At 59.2% G+C, this 15,656-nt stretch carries 15 protein-coding genes; 5 read left to right on the top strand and 10 right to left on the bottom strand.

Features of this window, described 5'->3' with window-relative positions:
* Window positions 1–21 precede the first annotated feature (21 nt).
* Window positions 22–951 carry an acyl-CoA thioesterase domain-containing protein gene (locus AC27VO_RS11145; RefSeq protein ID WP_488666789.1) on the top strand — a complete coding sequence of 310 codons (930 nt, stop codon included), beginning with the start codon at window positions 22–24 and terminating at the stop codon, window positions 949–951.
* Window positions 952–1,105: 154 nt separating this feature from the next.
* Here the strand turns inward: AC27VO_RS11145 and AC27VO_RS11150 are convergent, their stop codons facing one another.
* The 4 genes from AC27VO_RS11150 to sstT form a co-directional block, all read right to left on the bottom strand.
* A complete protein-coding gene (locus AC27VO_RS11150; RefSeq protein ID WP_488666790.1) occupies window positions 1,106–2,515 on the bottom strand; it encodes an MmgE/PrpD family protein in 1,410 nt (469 codons plus the stop codon).
* A gap of 3 nt (window positions 2,516–2,518) precedes the next feature.
* The gene (locus tag AC27VO_RS11155) at window positions 2,519–3,910 is read right to left on the bottom strand and encodes an MmgE/PrpD family protein (RefSeq protein WP_488666791.1); all 1,392 of its coding nucleotides are present in this window, start codon (window positions 3,908–3,910) and stop codon (window positions 2,519–2,521) included.
* A 24-nt stretch (window positions 3,911–3,934) separates the two neighbouring features.
* Complete coding sequence (locus tag AC27VO_RS11160; RefSeq protein WP_488666792.1) at window positions 3,935–4,966, bottom strand: Bug family tripartite tricarboxylate transporter substrate binding protein; 1,032 nt, start codon at window positions 4,964–4,966, stop codon at window positions 3,935–3,937.
* A 386-nt stretch (window positions 4,967–5,352) separates the two neighbouring features.
* Window positions 5,353–6,570 (bottom strand): serine/threonine transporter SstT, encoded by a 1,218-nt coding sequence (gene sstT, locus AC27VO_RS11165; RefSeq protein WP_488666793.1) that lies wholly within the window; start codon window positions 6,568–6,570, stop codon window positions 5,353–5,355.
* A gap of 194 nt (window positions 6,571–6,764) precedes the next feature.
* Here sstT and rlmB point away from each other — a divergent pair, with 194 nt between their 5' ends.
* Together rlmB and AC27VO_RS11175 are read left to right on the top strand one after the other, a co-directional pair.
* On the top strand, window positions 6,765–7,520 hold the full coding sequence (rlmB, locus tag AC27VO_RS11170; RefSeq protein WP_488666794.1) for a 23S rRNA (guanosine(2251)-2'-O)-methyltransferase RlmB: 756 nt from the start codon (window positions 6,765–6,767) through the stop codon (window positions 7,518–7,520).
* A 21-nt stretch (window positions 7,521–7,541) separates the two neighbouring features.
* Window positions 7,542–8,300, top strand: coding sequence for an SIR2 family NAD-dependent protein deacylase (locus tag AC27VO_RS11175; protein ID WP_488666795.1), 759 nt, complete (start codon window positions 7,542–7,544; stop codon window positions 8,298–8,300).
* A gap of 88 nt (window positions 8,301–8,388) precedes the next feature.
* Here the strand turns inward: AC27VO_RS11175 and AC27VO_RS11180 are convergent, their stop codons facing one another.
* The 5 genes from AC27VO_RS11180 to AC27VO_RS11200 form a co-directional block, all read right to left on the bottom strand.
* Window positions 8,389–8,997 (bottom strand): chromate transporter, encoded by a 609-nt coding sequence (locus tag AC27VO_RS11180; protein WP_488666796.1) that lies wholly within the window; start codon window positions 8,995–8,997, stop codon window positions 8,389–8,391.
* A complete protein-coding gene (locus AC27VO_RS11185; RefSeq protein WP_488666797.1) occupies window positions 8,994–9,566 on the bottom strand; it encodes a chromate transporter in 573 nt (190 codons plus the stop codon). Before AC27VO_RS11185 ends, AC27VO_RS11180 begins: the two co-directional genes overlap by 4 nt.
* Window positions 9,567–9,672: 106 nt before the next feature.
* On the bottom strand, window positions 9,673–9,957 hold the full coding sequence (locus tag AC27VO_RS11190) for a helix-turn-helix domain-containing protein (protein WP_488666798.1): 285 nt from the start codon (window positions 9,955–9,957) through the stop codon (window positions 9,673–9,675).
* A 44-nt stretch (window positions 9,958–10,001) separates the two neighbouring features.
* The gene (locus AC27VO_RS11195) at window positions 10,002–10,223 is read right to left on the bottom strand and encodes a hypothetical protein (RefSeq protein WP_488666799.1); all 222 of its coding nucleotides are present in this window, start codon (window positions 10,221–10,223) and stop codon (window positions 10,002–10,004) included.
* Window positions 10,224–10,328: 105 nt separating this feature from the next.
* Window positions 10,329–10,925 carry an IMPACT family protein gene (locus AC27VO_RS11200; protein WP_488666800.1) on the bottom strand — a complete coding sequence of 199 codons (597 nt, stop codon included), beginning with the start codon at window positions 10,923–10,925 and terminating at the stop codon, window positions 10,329–10,331.
* A 155-nt stretch (window positions 10,926–11,080) separates the two neighbouring features.
* Between AC27VO_RS11200 and AC27VO_RS11205 the strand changes: the two genes are divergently transcribed.
* Complete coding sequence (locus AC27VO_RS11205) at window positions 11,081–11,293, top strand: hypothetical protein (RefSeq protein WP_488666801.1); 213 nt, start codon at window positions 11,081–11,083, stop codon at window positions 11,291–11,293.
* 84 nt (window positions 11,294–11,377) lie between these two features.
* Here the strand turns inward: AC27VO_RS11205 and AC27VO_RS11210 are convergent, their stop codons facing one another.
* Window positions 11,378–12,430: an AI-2E family transporter gene (locus AC27VO_RS11210; protein ID WP_488666802.1), complete on the bottom strand. Its 1,053-nt coding sequence runs from the start codon at window positions 12,428–12,430 to the stop codon at window positions 11,378–11,380.
* Between the two features lie 327 nt (window positions 12,431–12,757).
* Here AC27VO_RS11210 and AC27VO_RS11215 point away from each other — a divergent pair, with 327 nt between their 5' ends.
* Window positions 12,758–15,637: a 2-oxoglutarate dehydrogenase E1 component gene (locus AC27VO_RS11215; RefSeq protein WP_488666803.1), complete on the top strand. Its 2,880-nt coding sequence runs from the start codon at window positions 12,758–12,760 to the stop codon at window positions 15,635–15,637.
* Window positions 15,638–15,656 lie beyond the last annotated feature (19 nt).

Consider the following 15,656-nt stretch of genomic DNA (forward strand, 5'->3'; position numbering starts at 1 on the left):
CATCTTTGGACATCTGCCCCCATGACAACATCTCCCGGTTTTGAAAGAAGTGTTCAGACCATCCGTGCCGTGCACGAGCAGGGGTGGACGTACCCGTCCAACTACCTGGATATTTACTTCGACAAAATCAGCGTGGAAGAAAACATTGCCTGGACGGAGGTGGGCGCGCACTGCCTGAGCCGCGATGGACAGATGGCCTGGCCCGCCTTTGGCGTGTTTGTGGACGTGGGTCTGTCCAATGCCGCGCGGTCCGCCCTGGGGCAGCAGGCCAGTCTGGCCACGGTGAGCCTGCAGGTCTCGGTCAAGCGACTGCCGGGTGCGGGCATGCTCAAGGCGGTTGGGCGTATCAAAAACACCTTGGACAGTGCCCAGATTGGCGCGGTGGTGACCGAGGTGGATATTTATTCGGACAGCCAGGAGTTGCTGGCATCGGGCAGGGCGCTGATGGGCATGGCGCCTTTTAAAAATGCGCTGAATGTGCAGCACCTGCCGTCGGCGGCCCAGCAGTTTCAGCCCTGGCAGGACTGTGTACCCGCTGTGGACTCGGCCGATTACCCGGTCTATGCGGCGGCTTGCCAGGCGCAGGCGCTGGATAACGGGCAGGCCTTTATCGACAAGTTCTGGGCTGCGCAACCGGTGGCGGGCGATGCCAACGCCGATAGCTTTCGCTTTGACAAGGGCGAGCATCTGTCCAACCGCGCTGGCAATGTGCACGGCGGTATTCTGTACGGCTTGGCCGCGAACGCAGCGCGTGCGCAGGTGCCTGCAGGCTGGTTGGTGGCAGAAAGCACGGTGCAATATTTGAACGCTGCATCGGAGGCCTTCTTCCTGACCCACACCGAGGTGCTGCGCCAGGGGCAGAACACCATGGTGGTGCAATGTGAGGTGCGCTCTAACAGCGGCAAGAGGGTAATTCACTCGCAGTGGACGTTCCTGAAGCCCAAGGTGTGAACGGCCGAGCAGGTGCTGATCTCCCGTAAAAAAGCCATGAACATGGGTTCATGGCTTTTTTGTATGCTCTTGAAAAGAGAGCTGCTAGCGTTTGAATAGATTGGTACTTTGATGAAAAAGTATCTGAAGCCTCATAAAAACAAGCGCTAAGTGCTCACATTTCTTGCAGTGCAGGTTGCAAGCTTGACGCCTGCGGCGGTTTGGCTGTGCCTAAGCACTGTGCCCAGGTGTCCAGCCAGGCATCCATGGCTGGCGCTTGTTCCAGGGCCCACAGTTGCGTGAGCAGGCGGTGCACACCGGGTGCCGCGTTGCCATCAGGGGCGGCGCAGGCCAGGAACTTGTGCTCCAGCCCCTCGTCGCTCAGCGGGCAGCTGGCATGGCCCTGGGGGTTGGGCTGGGTGTGCTCGACACGGCGGCCCTGCGCATCTTGCACGTGCATGTGCACCTGGGCTTTGTGCGGAAACTGCGCGCTCATGGCGGCGGATGGCTCCACGGTCACGCGCTGCATGAAGGCACGTGTGACCGGGTCATGCAGGCGATCACTTTCATAGGCGCCCAATGCGAGTGCGCCGTGTATCCAGGCCATGCCCACGGCGTAGGGCAGGCTGTGGTCTGCGGTTTCACGGTTGTCTGGGGCCCAGCGCTGTGCATCGCTGCCCATGGCCAGATAGGCCGCTTCATAGGTAGTGATGTGAACGCTTTGCACCTGCTGCCAGGGCACTTGCGCGCGCAAGACCAGTGCGGCATCGACGGCCGATTGGCCGTGGTAGCACACGGGGTGCAGCTTCAGGTGCGTGCTGAGAATGCGCGCAGGGCCTTGTCCCACCTGCCAGTCCAGCGGTCCCAGCAGCGTTTGCAGGCCACCTTTGCCTTCCACCGGCGCGCTGGGGCCGGTGATGCCCGCCTGTGCCAGCAGGGCACTGAACACCCCGTTCTTTGCGCCGTTGGGGCCCGCACAGCCCTTCCAGTCCGACAGCGCGCCGCAGCGCACGTTGTACAGGTGCAGATGGGCAGACAGCCCCAGCGACAGCGCATGGGCCGTTTGCGCATGTGTCAGCCGCAGCAGCAAGGCCGTGCCTGCGGTCGCACCAACCGCAGCGGCCGTGGCCTGGTCCAGCCCCTTGGCGGCCATGGCGGTTGCATCACAGAGGCTGCCATACACCTCGTAGCTGGCGACGATGGCTTGCAGCAGCTGCAAACCGCTGCAGCGCTGGGCCTCGGCCACGGCCACCAGCGCGCCGATCATGTCGCTGGGGTGGCCGTTGCTGCGCGAGAGGATGGTGTCGCTCAAGTCCAGATAGCGCAGCATGGTGCCGTTGATGAAGGCGGCCATTTCCATGGTGGTGCGCTGCGGGCTGCCCCAGATGCGGGCGCCGCCGCTGTGCACCGGGTAGAGCTGGGCCATCTGGCGCAGCTGCTGGCAAAACGGCTCTGAATAGGCCGCGCTGGCGCAGGCCACGCTGTCAATCACCCGGCGCTTGGCCTCGTGCAGCGCGGCTGCGTTGGCTGGCTGCTGGGGCAGCCCCACCACGTAGCGCGCAAGGCGGTCAATGGTTGGGTCCATGGTTCAGTCCAGTGCACGCAGCAGTTGGGTGGCATCGGCCACGTGTTCTAGATCACGCACCAGATCGTAGGCCTTGGCAATGCCCGCTGCCGAGGGCGCGTGCGCTGCCAGGGCCGAGCTTTCCTGGAACTTCTGGTAGAGATATTCCCAGCTCATGGGGCATTCGACATCGCCGGGCACGTTCTCACCCACGCGGCTAAGTACGCGGCCATCGGTGGTCGTGATCTCCAGGCGCCCCTTGGGCAGCATTCCCTTCCAGTCAAAGTTTTCGTCCACCACGGCTTCAATCTTGTCGGCCATGGCGCCCACTGCGCGGTCGTGCAGGGCCTGACCAAAGAAGTCGGAGAGCTTGACGGCCCCTTTGCTGGCGGCTACGGCAATGCAGTACGGGATGCTGAACTTGGCGTCGGCAGGCGTGGCGGGGCGGCGGCGGCCAGCGATGGGCTCGCACAGCTGCTTTTGGAAGTCACCCACGTGCACGCGGATGGCGGCGATGTCCTGGGCCTTGAGCTGGTGCTCTTGCATCAGCTCCAGCGTGGCGTGGATAAACCCGTGCGAGGCCCCGCAGGACGGCCAGGGTTTGTAGAGCACATCACCGCCGTGGTAGACCTTGCCCAGGTCTTGGAGCATGCCTTCGCGGTTGTATTCCCCATCAAAGTACACATTGAACAGGCCCGCCTTGCCTTCGAACATGCTTTGCACGCCACGGATGTTTTTCTCTGCCATCAACGCAGCCAGCACCGCCCCCTTGGTCGAAAAACCGGCGTACATGCCGCGCAGATCGCTGCCCACGCCATAGGCCAGCTCCAGAGTGCCGCAGCACTGCATGCCGGCAATCCCGAATGCGCTGATGGTCTGCTCACGGTTCAGGCCCAGAACGTGGGCGGCGGTGGCCGTGGCAGAAAACACGCCGATGACGGTGGTGATGTGCCAGTCAAGGCGGCTGGGCACATTGCGGCGCATGCGCAAAAACATGTCCTGGCCAGCGGCCACAGCGGCAATCAGCTGCTTGCCGCTGATGCCGCCCTGGCGCTCCGCCAGCGCAAATGCGGCGGGCACGATGGAGCTGCTGGGGTGGTGGCCTTCCGGTGCGTGGTCATCAAAATCCAGGCAGTGGGCCATGGCACCGTTGTGGAAAGCGGCCCACACGGCTGGGGCTTTGCCGCCAAAGCCCATCAAGGTGCTCTCAGCGCGTCCCCCGGATTCCGTCACCAAGGCGTTGACGCCTTTGACGGCAGGCTCGACCCCGGTGGCCGCCAGAATCACCCCCAAAGTGTCCAGAATGCTTTTCTTGGCACCGTCAATGGCAGCAGGCGAGAGGTCTTCATACCGGGTATTCACCACAAACTCTGCAAAATCGTGCGACAGCTCTTGGTTTTGGCGTTTCATTAACATTGGGTGCTCCTTGTATTTGATGTATTAATCAATGCTGATATTTTTTTGAATGATCAGGCTGGCATATTTGGTTTCATCTTCAAAAAGGAATTTCTTCAAATTCGCCATATCCGACATGCGCGGCTCAATGCTTTGGCCCAGTTCTTTGAGCTTGCCAATGATGTGCGGGTCTTTTTTGACTTGGTCAATGGATGTGGCCAATTTCTGCACCACATCGGCAGGCATATTGGCCGGACCCACCAAGGAGATGAAAATCATATAAGTGGCTTGTGGAAAGCCAGCTTCCTTGAAGGTGGCGATATTCGGGAATTCCTCGATTCTTTGTTCCGCCGTCACCGCCAGAGGGCGCAATGTGCCGGACTTAATGGCACTCAGCATGGAGGTGGGGGTGCCCATCAATGCATCTACGCGGCCGCCCAATAAATCCACCACACCTGGTGCGATGCCTTTGTAGGGCACATGCAGCATTTTGATATTGGCTTCGCTTTGGAACATCTCCATGGGCAAATGGGAGGTGGTGCCCAGTCCGCCGGAGGCATAGCTGACTTCTCCGGGGTGCTTGCGTGCGTCGTCGATCAAATCCTGCAGGGTCTGGTACTTGGATTTGGCGTTAACCACCAGCATGCCGGGCCCGCGCGCCAGCTCTGCAATGACGGTGAAATCGCGGCTGGGTTTGTAGTCGGCCTTTTGGGATAAATACGGCATCGTAAAAACCGTATTGGCCACCGTCAGCAAGGTATAGCCATCATTGCTGGACTTGATCAGGTTTTTGGTGGCAATCAGGGAGCTGGCGCCAGGGAGATTTTCAACCACAAAACTTTGATTTAACGCTTGACCCAGTTTGTCGCTGTACAGGCGCGTTGCCAAATCCGTTAATGCACCAGCGGTGCTGCCGACCACTATTTTGATCGGCTTGCTGGGATAATCCGCTGTTTTGGCCATGACCCATTGCGGGACAGTGGCGGATGAAAGAAGGAATGCCAAGTTTTTTGAAAAATCTCTGCGCTGCATATCAATGTCTCCTTTTTGAATTTTTATTCTAGAAATGAACGCCATGTACCCTGGTTAGTTTTATTGAACCTCAATTAAATTAAAATAATCAGATTGCTGAAAACAATGGTTAGTGAAGAATATGTATCCATAAAATCGTTATCCCTTAATGGTTAACGTGAGAATTTTTCTGAAAATTACGTATAAACACCCAGATTTTTGGCGCTGCATTTCTCAAGAGATTAAGAAAATTAATCTGTAAGAAATAATGACGCTCCGCGCAAGGGCGGGTTGCGGGCAGATCGCCATTGACAGCAGTTGAAGGGCTGCGCCTGTGCACTAGCAGTGCAAAACACTTGGCGTTTGCGGACCAGTGCATCCGCCCCCGACCATGGGCGTACACAACAAAAAAGGCTCCTTGAAGGAGCCTTTTTGGGGGGAGGGCTGGCCGCTCAGGCCTTGCGCTCTTCCTCAGCAATGCACACGGCCGCAGTGAAGATCACGTCGGTGGACGAGTTCAGCGCAGTTTCTGCCGAATCTTGCAGCACGCTGATGATGTAGCCCACCGCCACCACCTGCATGGCAATGTCATTGGGAATGGCAAACAGCGAGCAAGCCAGTGGAATCAGCAACAGCGAACCACCGGGCACCCCCGATGCACCGCAGGCACACACCGATGCGACGACGCACAGCAAGATGGCGGTGGGGATATCGACAGCAATGCCCAGGGTGTAGGCCGCCGACAGCGACAGCACGCTGATGGTGATGGCGGCGCCCGCCATGTTGATGGTGGCGCCCAGGGGAATGGCCACGCTGTAGGTGTCTTCATCCAGCTTCAGGCGCTTGGCAATGGCCATGTTGACGGGGATGTTGGCGGCTGAGCTGCGCGTAAAGAATGCGGTGACGCCGCTCTCGCGCAGGCACATCAGCACCAGCGGGAAGGGGTTGCGGCGAATCTTCCACCACACGATCAGCGGATTGACCACAAAGGCCACAAACAGCATGGAGCCCATCAGCACCAGCAGCACGTGCACATAACCGGCCAGCACCTGGGTGCCCGTGGTGGCCACGGTGGAGGCAACCAGGCCAAAAATACCCAGAGGGGCCAAACGGATCAGGCCTTGAATGATCAAGGTAATGCCGTGGGACAGATCGGCCATGGTCTGGCGGGTGCTTTCTGTGCCGCGGCGCAGCGCCACGCCAATGGCCACAGCCCAGACCAAGATGCCGATGTAGTTGGCATGCAAGAGCGCATTGACGGGGTTGTCGACCGCGCTGTGCACCAGTTGCAGCAGCACTTCCTGGATGCCGCTGGGGGCGGCAATACCTGTGGCAGCGTCTTTGAAGATCAGCGTGGAAGGAAACACCATGCTGGCCAGCACGCCCACCACCGCGGCGCACAGGGTGCCCATGGCGTACAGCCACAAAATTGGTTTGAGGTGCGTGGTTTGCCCAGGTCTTTGGTTGCTGATGGCCGCAATCACGAGGATGAAGACCAGGATGGGGGCCACGGCCTTGAGCGCCGAGATGAAGAGGGTGCCCAGGATGTCAATCTTCATGGCGGCCTGTGGCCACAGCCAAGCCAGTGCAACGCCGAGGACAAGCCCGATGACAATTTGGGTGACAAGGCCAGTTTTCTTGGTCCAGTTCAGCAATGCTTGAAAGATCATGTGAAAAAGAGAGCGCCGCTTATAAATAGAGGAAGGCAAGGAGTGTATTGGCTTACACATATTCTTTCAGGCATATGTCTTCATAACTGTGCGGCATGAAGTGATGCTGTGCGGGCACGATTGGTCGAAGCGCCAGCAAGGTATCTCACAACTTGCCACCACAACAGGCCGTGGCACTGGATAATCCGGGCACTATGTCGTCCCCTAAAGTTCTTTTCGGCTTCCATGCCGTCGGCGTGCGCTTGAAGACCGCGCCCCAATCCATCATTGAGATTTATTACGAATCCACGCGCCGTGATGCGCGCATGCGCCAGTTCCTGGAAAAAGCCAAGGAAGCCGGCGCGCGCCTGATCGAGGCTGATGCCATGCGCATTGCCAAACTGGTGGGCAGCCACGGTCACCAGGGTGTGGCTGCGCGCGTAGAGGAGGTCAAGGACACTCGCACGCTCGACGAGCTGCTGGACGATTTGGAAGAGTCCGGTGTCAAGAACCCGCTGCTGCTGGTGCTGGACGGTGTGACCGATCCCCACAATCTGGGCGCTTGCCTGCGTGTGGCTGACGGTGCTGGCGTGCACGCGGTGATTGCTCCCAAGGACCATGCTTCGGGCATCAATGCCACCGTGGCCAAAGTGGCCAGCGGTGCTGCCGAGACCGTGCCTTATTTCATGGTGACCAATCTGGCGCGCACGCTCAAAGAGCTGCAGGCGCGCAACATCTGGGTGATCGGCACCAGCGGTGATGCCGACAAAACCCTGTACCAGATGGACCTGAAGGGCCCTGTGGCACTGGTGCTGGGCGCTGAAGGGGATGGCATGCGCCAACTCACACGCAAGACCTGCGATGCGCTCATCAGCATTCCCATGCAAGGCGCTGTGGAGAGCCTGAATGTGTCCGTGGCCAGCGGCGTGTGCTTGTACGAGGCACTGCGTCAGCGCCAATCTGCGCAATAAAGATAGCTGCCAGCCATTGCTATGTCTGCGCTAGAGGTCAAAAACACTGAAAGTCTGGCAACCGTGCGTGCGTGGTTGCAGGCGGCGCAGCAGGTCATGGTGCTCAGCGGCGCCGGGGTGAGTGCGGAATCCGGTGTCCCCACTTTCCGAGACACACACACCGGTTACTGGGCGCAGTTTGACCCGCAGGAGATGGCGTCCGAGGCGGGCTTTCGTGCCCAGCCTGAGCGCGTGTGGCAGTGGTACAGCTACCGCCGTGCGCTGGTTGGGCAGGTGCAACCCAACGCGGCCCACCTGGCCTTGGCCACGTTTGCGCAGGCCCACCCGCACAAGCTGCATCTGGTGACCCAGAACGTGGATGGATTGCACCAGCGTGCGGGCAGCCCGGATGTGGTTGCGCTGCATGGCGATCTCATGCGCAACCAGTGGCTGAATGGCTGTTGTGCGCAGTGTGATGAGGCGCAGGCCCTGGCGCTGGGGGGCGAGCCCCCGCGCTGCAGTGCATGCGGGAATATGCTGCGCCCTGGCGTGGTGTGGTTTGGCGAGCATTTGCCGGCCGATGCACTCGCGCAGGCCGAAGCTGCCACCAACACCTGTGATCTGATACTGGTGGTGGGTACCTCGGGCGTGGTGTACCCGGCGGCAGGTCTGGTCTTTCAGGCGCACCAGCGTGGCGCGAAGGTGGTGGTCATCAATCCGACGGCCACTGAGCTGGATATGTTGGCGGATGCCGTTGTGCTGCAAACAGCGGCTCAGGCCTTGCCTGCCTTGCTGTTGTAGCTCTTTTTTTATTGATCCACGGCCTGGTGCTGTGCGCCCCAAGCGGGCGAACCCCCATCGCCCAGTTGAGGCGGGCTGTGCGCAGCGTTTAGATGATGCCCAGGCCGCCCAGCAGCGCGCCTGCGGCCAGCATCCACAACAGGTGGAGCTTGGTTTTCCACACCAAAGCGGCAGCTGCCGCAGTCAGCAGCCAGGGTGCCCAGGCGTGGGCGGCCCCGGTATCCCGGGCAGCCAAAATCCAGCCAGTGGCCAGCACCATCCCGACGACCAAAGGCATCATGCCCCAGCGAAACGCGCGCACGCTGCGCCGGGTGTGGTTGTGGCGCAGCCAGCGTGTGCTGCACCAGGCAAGTACCGAGCTGGGCAGCAGCATGCTGCCCATGCATGCCAGGCAGCAGGCCAGCGCGGCCAACCATGCCGCCCAGCCGGTGTAGGGCGCCATGGCATTGAGGCCCATATTCCAGCCCAGCAAGGCCACATACATGATGTTGGGGCCGGGGGCGGCCTGGGCAATGGCCACGGAATCCGAGAATTGCTGCGCCGACAGCCAACCCTGCTGCTCGACGGTGTGGCGGTACATTTCGGGGGCTGTTGCCATCGCACCACCAACAGACAGCAAGGACAGCGACAGGAAATAGGCGATCAGATGCAGCCAGCTTGCGGCATCCAGCGCCAAAGGGGTGAGCTGCGCATTCATGGGGCTAACCGCTTCCAGGTCAAGACGCAGCCGATGCCGCCCACCAAAGGCAGCACCCACCACAGTGGCCACTGCAGCAGCACGACCAGGGCAAACGCAGCCACGCTCAGCAACCAGCCCAGCCACAAAGGCAAGGGGTGTTTGTGCAGTGCAGCAGATAGTTTCAGGCCGGTGACCATGACCAGGCCAGCCGCCACAGCGCCCATGCCGCGCAGGGCGCCGCTGACGGCTGGGTGATCGGCATATTGCAGATACAAGCTCCCCACGGCCAGCACCAGCAAAGTGGGGGCAACCAGCATGCCTGCTGTCGCAGCCAGCACGCCGCGCAGGCCAAAGTGGCGCTCACCAAACATGATGGACAGGTTGATCACATTCGGGCCGGGCAGGATTTGCGCCAAGGCCCAGTCCTGTGCGAACTGCTCTTGCGTGAGCCAGCGCCTGCGGTCGACCAGCTCGCGTTGCACCACGGCCATGACGCCGCCAAAACCTTGCAGCGCCAGCCAAGCAAAAGCCCAGAGCAAGGTGCTGGCTGAAGCGGGCGGGGTACTGGCAGGGGGAGTGGTGGTCATGAAGGGCAGCGTGGGGTGTTACCGAAGGGGAAATGACCAAGAGTGCGCCAAAGCGTGGCGCGGTGCATGGGTAGGGCGCAGAACAAGCGGGGCTAGTTGGCGCGGGTCAAGCGGCAGCGCGTTCGGCCAGCCATTGTGCAAACGCTTCATGCAGGTGCGCAGGAATTACGACCAGCTCTTGCTCCAGAACCTGGGCCATTTCTTGCAAGGTCGACAGACGAGGGTCCAGGCCGTTGCTTTCCAGGCGCTGCACCGTCATGCGCGATAAACCCGCCTGGCTGGCCAAGTCGGCCTGCGTCATCTGGCGGGATTTGCGTACAGCGGTCAGCGCGGTGACCAGCGGGTAAGAGGGCTTGGCAGCCAGCTCTGCAGAAGGCGTGGTGTGGTTCATCACCACAATGTAATGCGAATTTGCCCGTGCTAAAGGCTTGGTGCTCAGGCGAACAGGTTCAGTCGTGTGCCCAAGCTGCCAAAGCGCGCCAGCTCAGGCTGCAGCACGGCCAGTTGCGCCGCACTCGGGGCGGTGACCATTTTGGTTTCGTCCTGTGCTTCGGGTGCGCGGCGCTGCAAGTCTTGCATGGTGATGGTGTCGGTGGTGCGGTTTTTAGCCCAAGCGTTGGTGGCATTACGCAGGGCATTGGCGTAGCGGAGATCCATAGGTCAAACTCGTGCAGTCAGAATGGCTTGACTGTAAAACGGCGGTTTCCACGACAAAGGGCTGATAAAAAGCGCAATCCCTGCGTTGATCGGCGTTTGTAACGTTCACGCGGGCCAGAATTTGAGCCAGTCAATACGGCCTTGCCCACCTTCGTTGATGCGCGCCACCAAGGGGGCGCTGAGCGCTTCGGGTGTGCTCCATTGCATGCAGACGCTGGCTTGGTGCTGCACATTGAGCAGTGTTGCGCCTGCCAATTCCAATTCACGCCGCAGCCAACCTTCCATGGCATAAGGCAGGCTGCATTGCAGGGTGAGCGTGCGCTGCAGCGTGATCTTGTCAGCCTGCAGCAGGGCTTGGGCCACGCTGTCGGTATAGGCGCGCACCAGTCCGCCCGCACCCAGTTTGACGCCACCAAAGTAGCGCACCACCGTGGCCAGCACGCCTTCCAAATCCTGGTGGCGCAAAACCTCCAGCATGGGGCGCCCGGCTGTTCCACTGGGTTCACCGTCGTCCACTGCCGCTGATTGGCCGCCGGCCAGCAGGGCCCAGCACACATGGGCGGCTCCTGGGTGTGTTTGCCACAGGCCATCGACGACGGTTTGTGCGCTGGCTCGATCAGGCATCGGTTGCACGCAGCAGATAAATCGGCTTTTTTTGATAACGAGTTCGTGGTGGACAGGGTGGGCGATGGTCTGCGGCATAGGGCTGAAAGCTTAAGGCAAGTGCAAGCCTTCCACGGGCGCTGTGGCGCAAGTTCCTAGCGTGGGCGGGCAGGCAAAGGGACAGCGCAACGAAAAATCGTCCTACGGGCGCAAGGCGCAATATTTTTTACAGTGTCTGCAAGGAGAACGCTGCCATGTCTACACCGCCAACCTTCCTCAGCCCCCTGGTGAGCCACACATTTGGACGCGACCACAGTGCGCCGCCGCCATTGCCAAGCAATATTCAGCTGGGGCAGCGTGTGGAAGGCGGGCAGATGGGCAGCAGTACCTTGCAAAATGTGCAAATGCATGCAGGTTGCCTGCCCCATGATTTCGACCATTTGGTGCGCAGCGTGGGCGAGTGGTAACTCGATAGTGGCTGCACTTGAATGCGATCAATAAAAAACCGCTCCATGAGCGGTTTTTTAATTTCAGTAAATACTGAAAATGTATTAATTATCTGGTTTGCGTGAGCTGAAAATATCCCAGCAGGCCAAGAAAAGGGCTGCAATCGTGGGGCCAATGACAAAGCCGGTGAGTCCAAAAATCGACATGCCGCCCAGCGTTGTAATCAGCACAATATAGTCTGGCAGCTTGGTATCTTTACCGACCAAGATGGGGCGCAGCAGATTATCGACCAGGCCAATCACCAAAACGCCATACGCAGCCAGGATCAAGCCCTGGGTGACATCGCCGGTGGCAATGAAATAAATCGATACAGGCCCCCAGATCAGACTGGCGCCAACAGCGGGAAGCAAGGACAGGAAGGCCATCAACACCCCCCACAGGACGGCGCCTTGAATGTCCAGAATCCAGAAAATAAGCCCGCCCAATGCACCTTGTGCTGCCGCGACTACTAAGTTTCCTTTGACGGTAGCGCGAATGACGGTGGCAAACTTTTCTTCCAGGCTGCGTTTGTGCTCTGCTTCCAAAGGGATAGCTTCGCGCACCCGTGTGGCAAGGCGCGTGCCGTCACGAAGCAGGAAATACAGCAGGTAGAGCATGACACCGAAGCTCACCACAAAGCCCAGCGTGTTCTGGCCAATTTCAACGGCTTTGCCCGCTATCAACTTGCCTGCTTCGGCTGCTACCGAGGACAGCTTGGCCTGAATCTCCTGGGCAGAAGCCAGATCAATGCGTTCGAGCAAGTTTCTGAGCCATTGGGGCATGCCGTCATTGATTTGCTGGAAGTACGTGCCAAAGTCCAGCTGGCCAGACGACATACGGTTGTAAATGACGACGGTCTCACTGACGACCGATGATCCAATCAAGACCAGCGGCAAGATGACGCCGAGCAAGCACAGCAGCAAGGTAATCAGTGCGGAGAGGTTGGGGCTGCGCGGGAAGCGTTTGAGCAGTCGCTTGTTCAGCGGGTGGAACAAGATAGCGAGGGCCACGCTCCAGAAGACGGCACCGATGAACGGCCACAAAATCCAAGCAAAACCCATGCTGACAGCAATCAACAGCAGCAAAAAAGCTTTATTGGTGGTTTGTTCTGATTGCATGTAAGTATTGAAATGACAGGTGCCTGTGAATGGGTGAAATGTACGCGAGTTAATGCGGTCGGTTGAAAAATCAGTGCGATGGTTTTTTTACCCACCTAGACCGCTGGCGTGCGTAGTCATAAACACATTTATGTTGCAGTGCATGATTAATTCCCCTGTGCTTGCACAAGCGCTTGGCGACCAACGGGTGCTTTCAATGGCACAATATCAGCAGCAACATCAGGCCCTTCCTTAGCCACAGTCGCATCCGCCAATCGGTACAGCCGTGTCGCGGGAGGTTTACCAACCAGCTAAAGCTTTCTCAAGGAAAGCAGAGGTCAGCGGAATATGAGCGATCAGCCCACTGTCTACACAGCCTACCAAGGCAACACGTATCTCTTCGGCGGCAACGCCCCTTATGTCGAAGAAATGTATGAAAACTACTTGGCCAACCCAGGTAGCGTTCCTGATTCTTGGCGCGAATACTTCGATGCCCTGCAGCACGTTCCTGCTGTAGACGGCTCGGACGCCAAAGACGTTCCCCATCTGCCCGTTATCAATGCTTTCGCCGAGCGCGCCAAGCAAGGTGGCACCAAGGTGGTGCAAGCTTCGGGCGCCGACTCTGAATTGGGTCGCAAGCGCACAGCGGTGCAGCAACTGATTGCGGCTTACCGCAATGTGGGCCAGCGTTGGGCGGACTTGGATCCCCTCAAGCGCACCGAACGTCCTGAAATTCCTGAACTCGATCCTGCTTTCTACGGCTTCTCTGATGCCGACCAAGAAACCGTGTTCAACGTGGGCAATACCTTCTTTGGCAAGGAAACCATGCCCCTGCGCGAGTTGCTCAATGCACTGCGCGAAACCTATTGCGGCACCATCGGTGTCGAGTACATGTATGCCACCGACCAAGTGCAAAAGCGCTGGTGGCAGCAACGCCTGGAAGCCATTCGCTCCAAGGCCGTGCTCAATGCAGACCAAAAGAAGCGCATTCTGGATCGCCTGACAGCCGCAGAAGGCCTGGAGCGTTACCTGCACACCAAGTACGTGGGTCAGAAGCGCTTCTCGCTGGAAGGTGGTGAGTCGTTCATCGTTGCGATGGATGAACTGATCAACGCTGGCGGTCAAAAGGGCGTGCAAGAAGTGGTGATCGGTATGGCCCACCGTGGCCGTCTGAACGTGCTGGTGAACACCCTGGGCAAGATGCCCAAGGACTTGTTCGCTGAGTTCGATCACACCGCCCCTGAAGAGCTGCCTGCCGGTGACGTGAAGTACCACCAAGGTTTCAGTTCGGATGTGTCCACCATTGGCGGCCCTGTGCACCTGTCGCTGGCGTTCAACCCTTCGCACCTGGAAATCGTGAACCCCGTGGTGGAAGGTTCGGTGCGCTCGCGCATGGATCGCCGCAACGACCCCGAAGGCAAGCAAGTGCTGCCTGTGCTGGTGCACGGCGATGCGGCGTTTGCCGGTCAAGGTGTGAACCAGGAAACCCTGGCGCTGATGCAAACCCGTGGCTACTCCACAGGCGGCACGGTGCACATCATCATCAACAACCAGATCGGTTTCACTACATCGGACCCCCGCGACAAGGGATCGACCACCTACTGCACGGACATCGTGAAGATGGTTGAGTCGCCCGTGCTGCACGTCAATGGCGATGATCCAGAAGCGGTCGCGCTGTGCATGCAGTTGGCACTGGACTACCGTATGGAGTTCCAACAAGACGTGGTGGTGGACATCGTCTGCTTCCGCAAGCTGGGCCACAACGAGCAAGACACACCAGCGCTGACACAGCCGCTGATGTACAAGAAGATTGCCATCCACCCCGGTACACGCAAGCTGTACGCGGACAAGCTGGCTGCCCAGGGTCTGGGCGATTCGCTGGGTGACGACATGGCCAAGGCCTATCGCGCAGCGATGGACGAAGGCCGTCACACCCAAGATGTGGTGCTGACCAACTTCAAGAGCCAGTACGCCGTGGACTGGAGCCCCTTCCTGGGCAAGAAGTGGACCGATGCCGGTGACACTGCCATCCCTCTGGCTGAGTGGAAGCGCTTGGCTGAGAAGATCACGACACTGCCTGAATCCGTCAACCCCCACTCCTTGGTGAAGAAGGTCTATGACGACCGCGCTGCCATGGGCCGTGGTGAGGTGAATGTGGACTGGGGCATGGGCGAGCACATGGCTTTCGCATCGCTGGTCGCTTCGGGCTACCCTGTGCGTCTGTCGGGTGAAGACTGCGGCCGCGGTACGTTTACCCACCGCCATGCGGTGGTGCACGACCAAAAGCGTGAAAAGTGGAGCGAAGGTACTTATGTGCCTTTGCAAAACGTGGCTGAGAACCAGGCGCCTTTCGTCGTCATCGACTCCATCCTGTCGGAAGAAGCGGTGCTGGGCTTTGAATACGGCTACGCCTCCAATGATCCCAATACCCTGGTGATCTGGGAAGCGCAGTTCGGCGACTTTGCCAATGGTGCACAAGTGGTGATCGACCAGTTCATCGCTTCTGGCGAAGTGAAGTGGGGCCGTGTGAATGGCCTGACCATGATGCTGCCCCACGGCTACGAAGGCCAAGGCCCTGAGCACAGCTCGGCGCGTCTGGAGCGCTTCCTGCAATTGGCGGCTGACACCAATATGCAGATCGTGCAGCCCACCACAGCCAGCCAGATCTTCCACGTGCTGCGCCGCCAGATGGTGCGCAACCTGCGCAAGCCTTTGGTGATCATGACGCCCAAGTCGCTGCTGCGTAACAAGGACGCCACTTCGCCATTGACGGAATTCACCAAGGGTGCATTCCAGACAGTGATCAGCGAGCGTGATGAAGCCATTGTGGCCAAGGCCGACAAGGTCAAGCGCATCATTGCTTGCTCGGGCAAGGTCTACTACGATCTGGTGAAAAAGCGCGTTGAGAAGGAAGTGGACGACGTGGCCATCATCCGCGTGGAACAGCTCTACCCCTTCCCGCACAAGGCTTTCGAAGCCGAAGTCAAGAAGTACGCCAACGCCAAGGAGCTGGTGTGGTGCCAAGACGAGCCACAAAACCAAGGTGCGTGGTTCTTCATTCAGCACAACATCTACGAAAACATGCAAGAAGGCCAGAAGCTCGGTTATGCCGGTCGTGCAGCCTCGGCATCGCCAGCAGTGGGTTATGCACACTTGCACGCTGAGCAGCAAAAGAACCTGGTGGAAGCCGCGTTCTCCAAGCTCAAAGGCTTTGTCCTGACCAAGTAATCCAGGCACACCCTCTGCT

The sequence above is a fragment of the Comamonas sp. 14P8.1.4 genome, assembly GCF_057799285.1.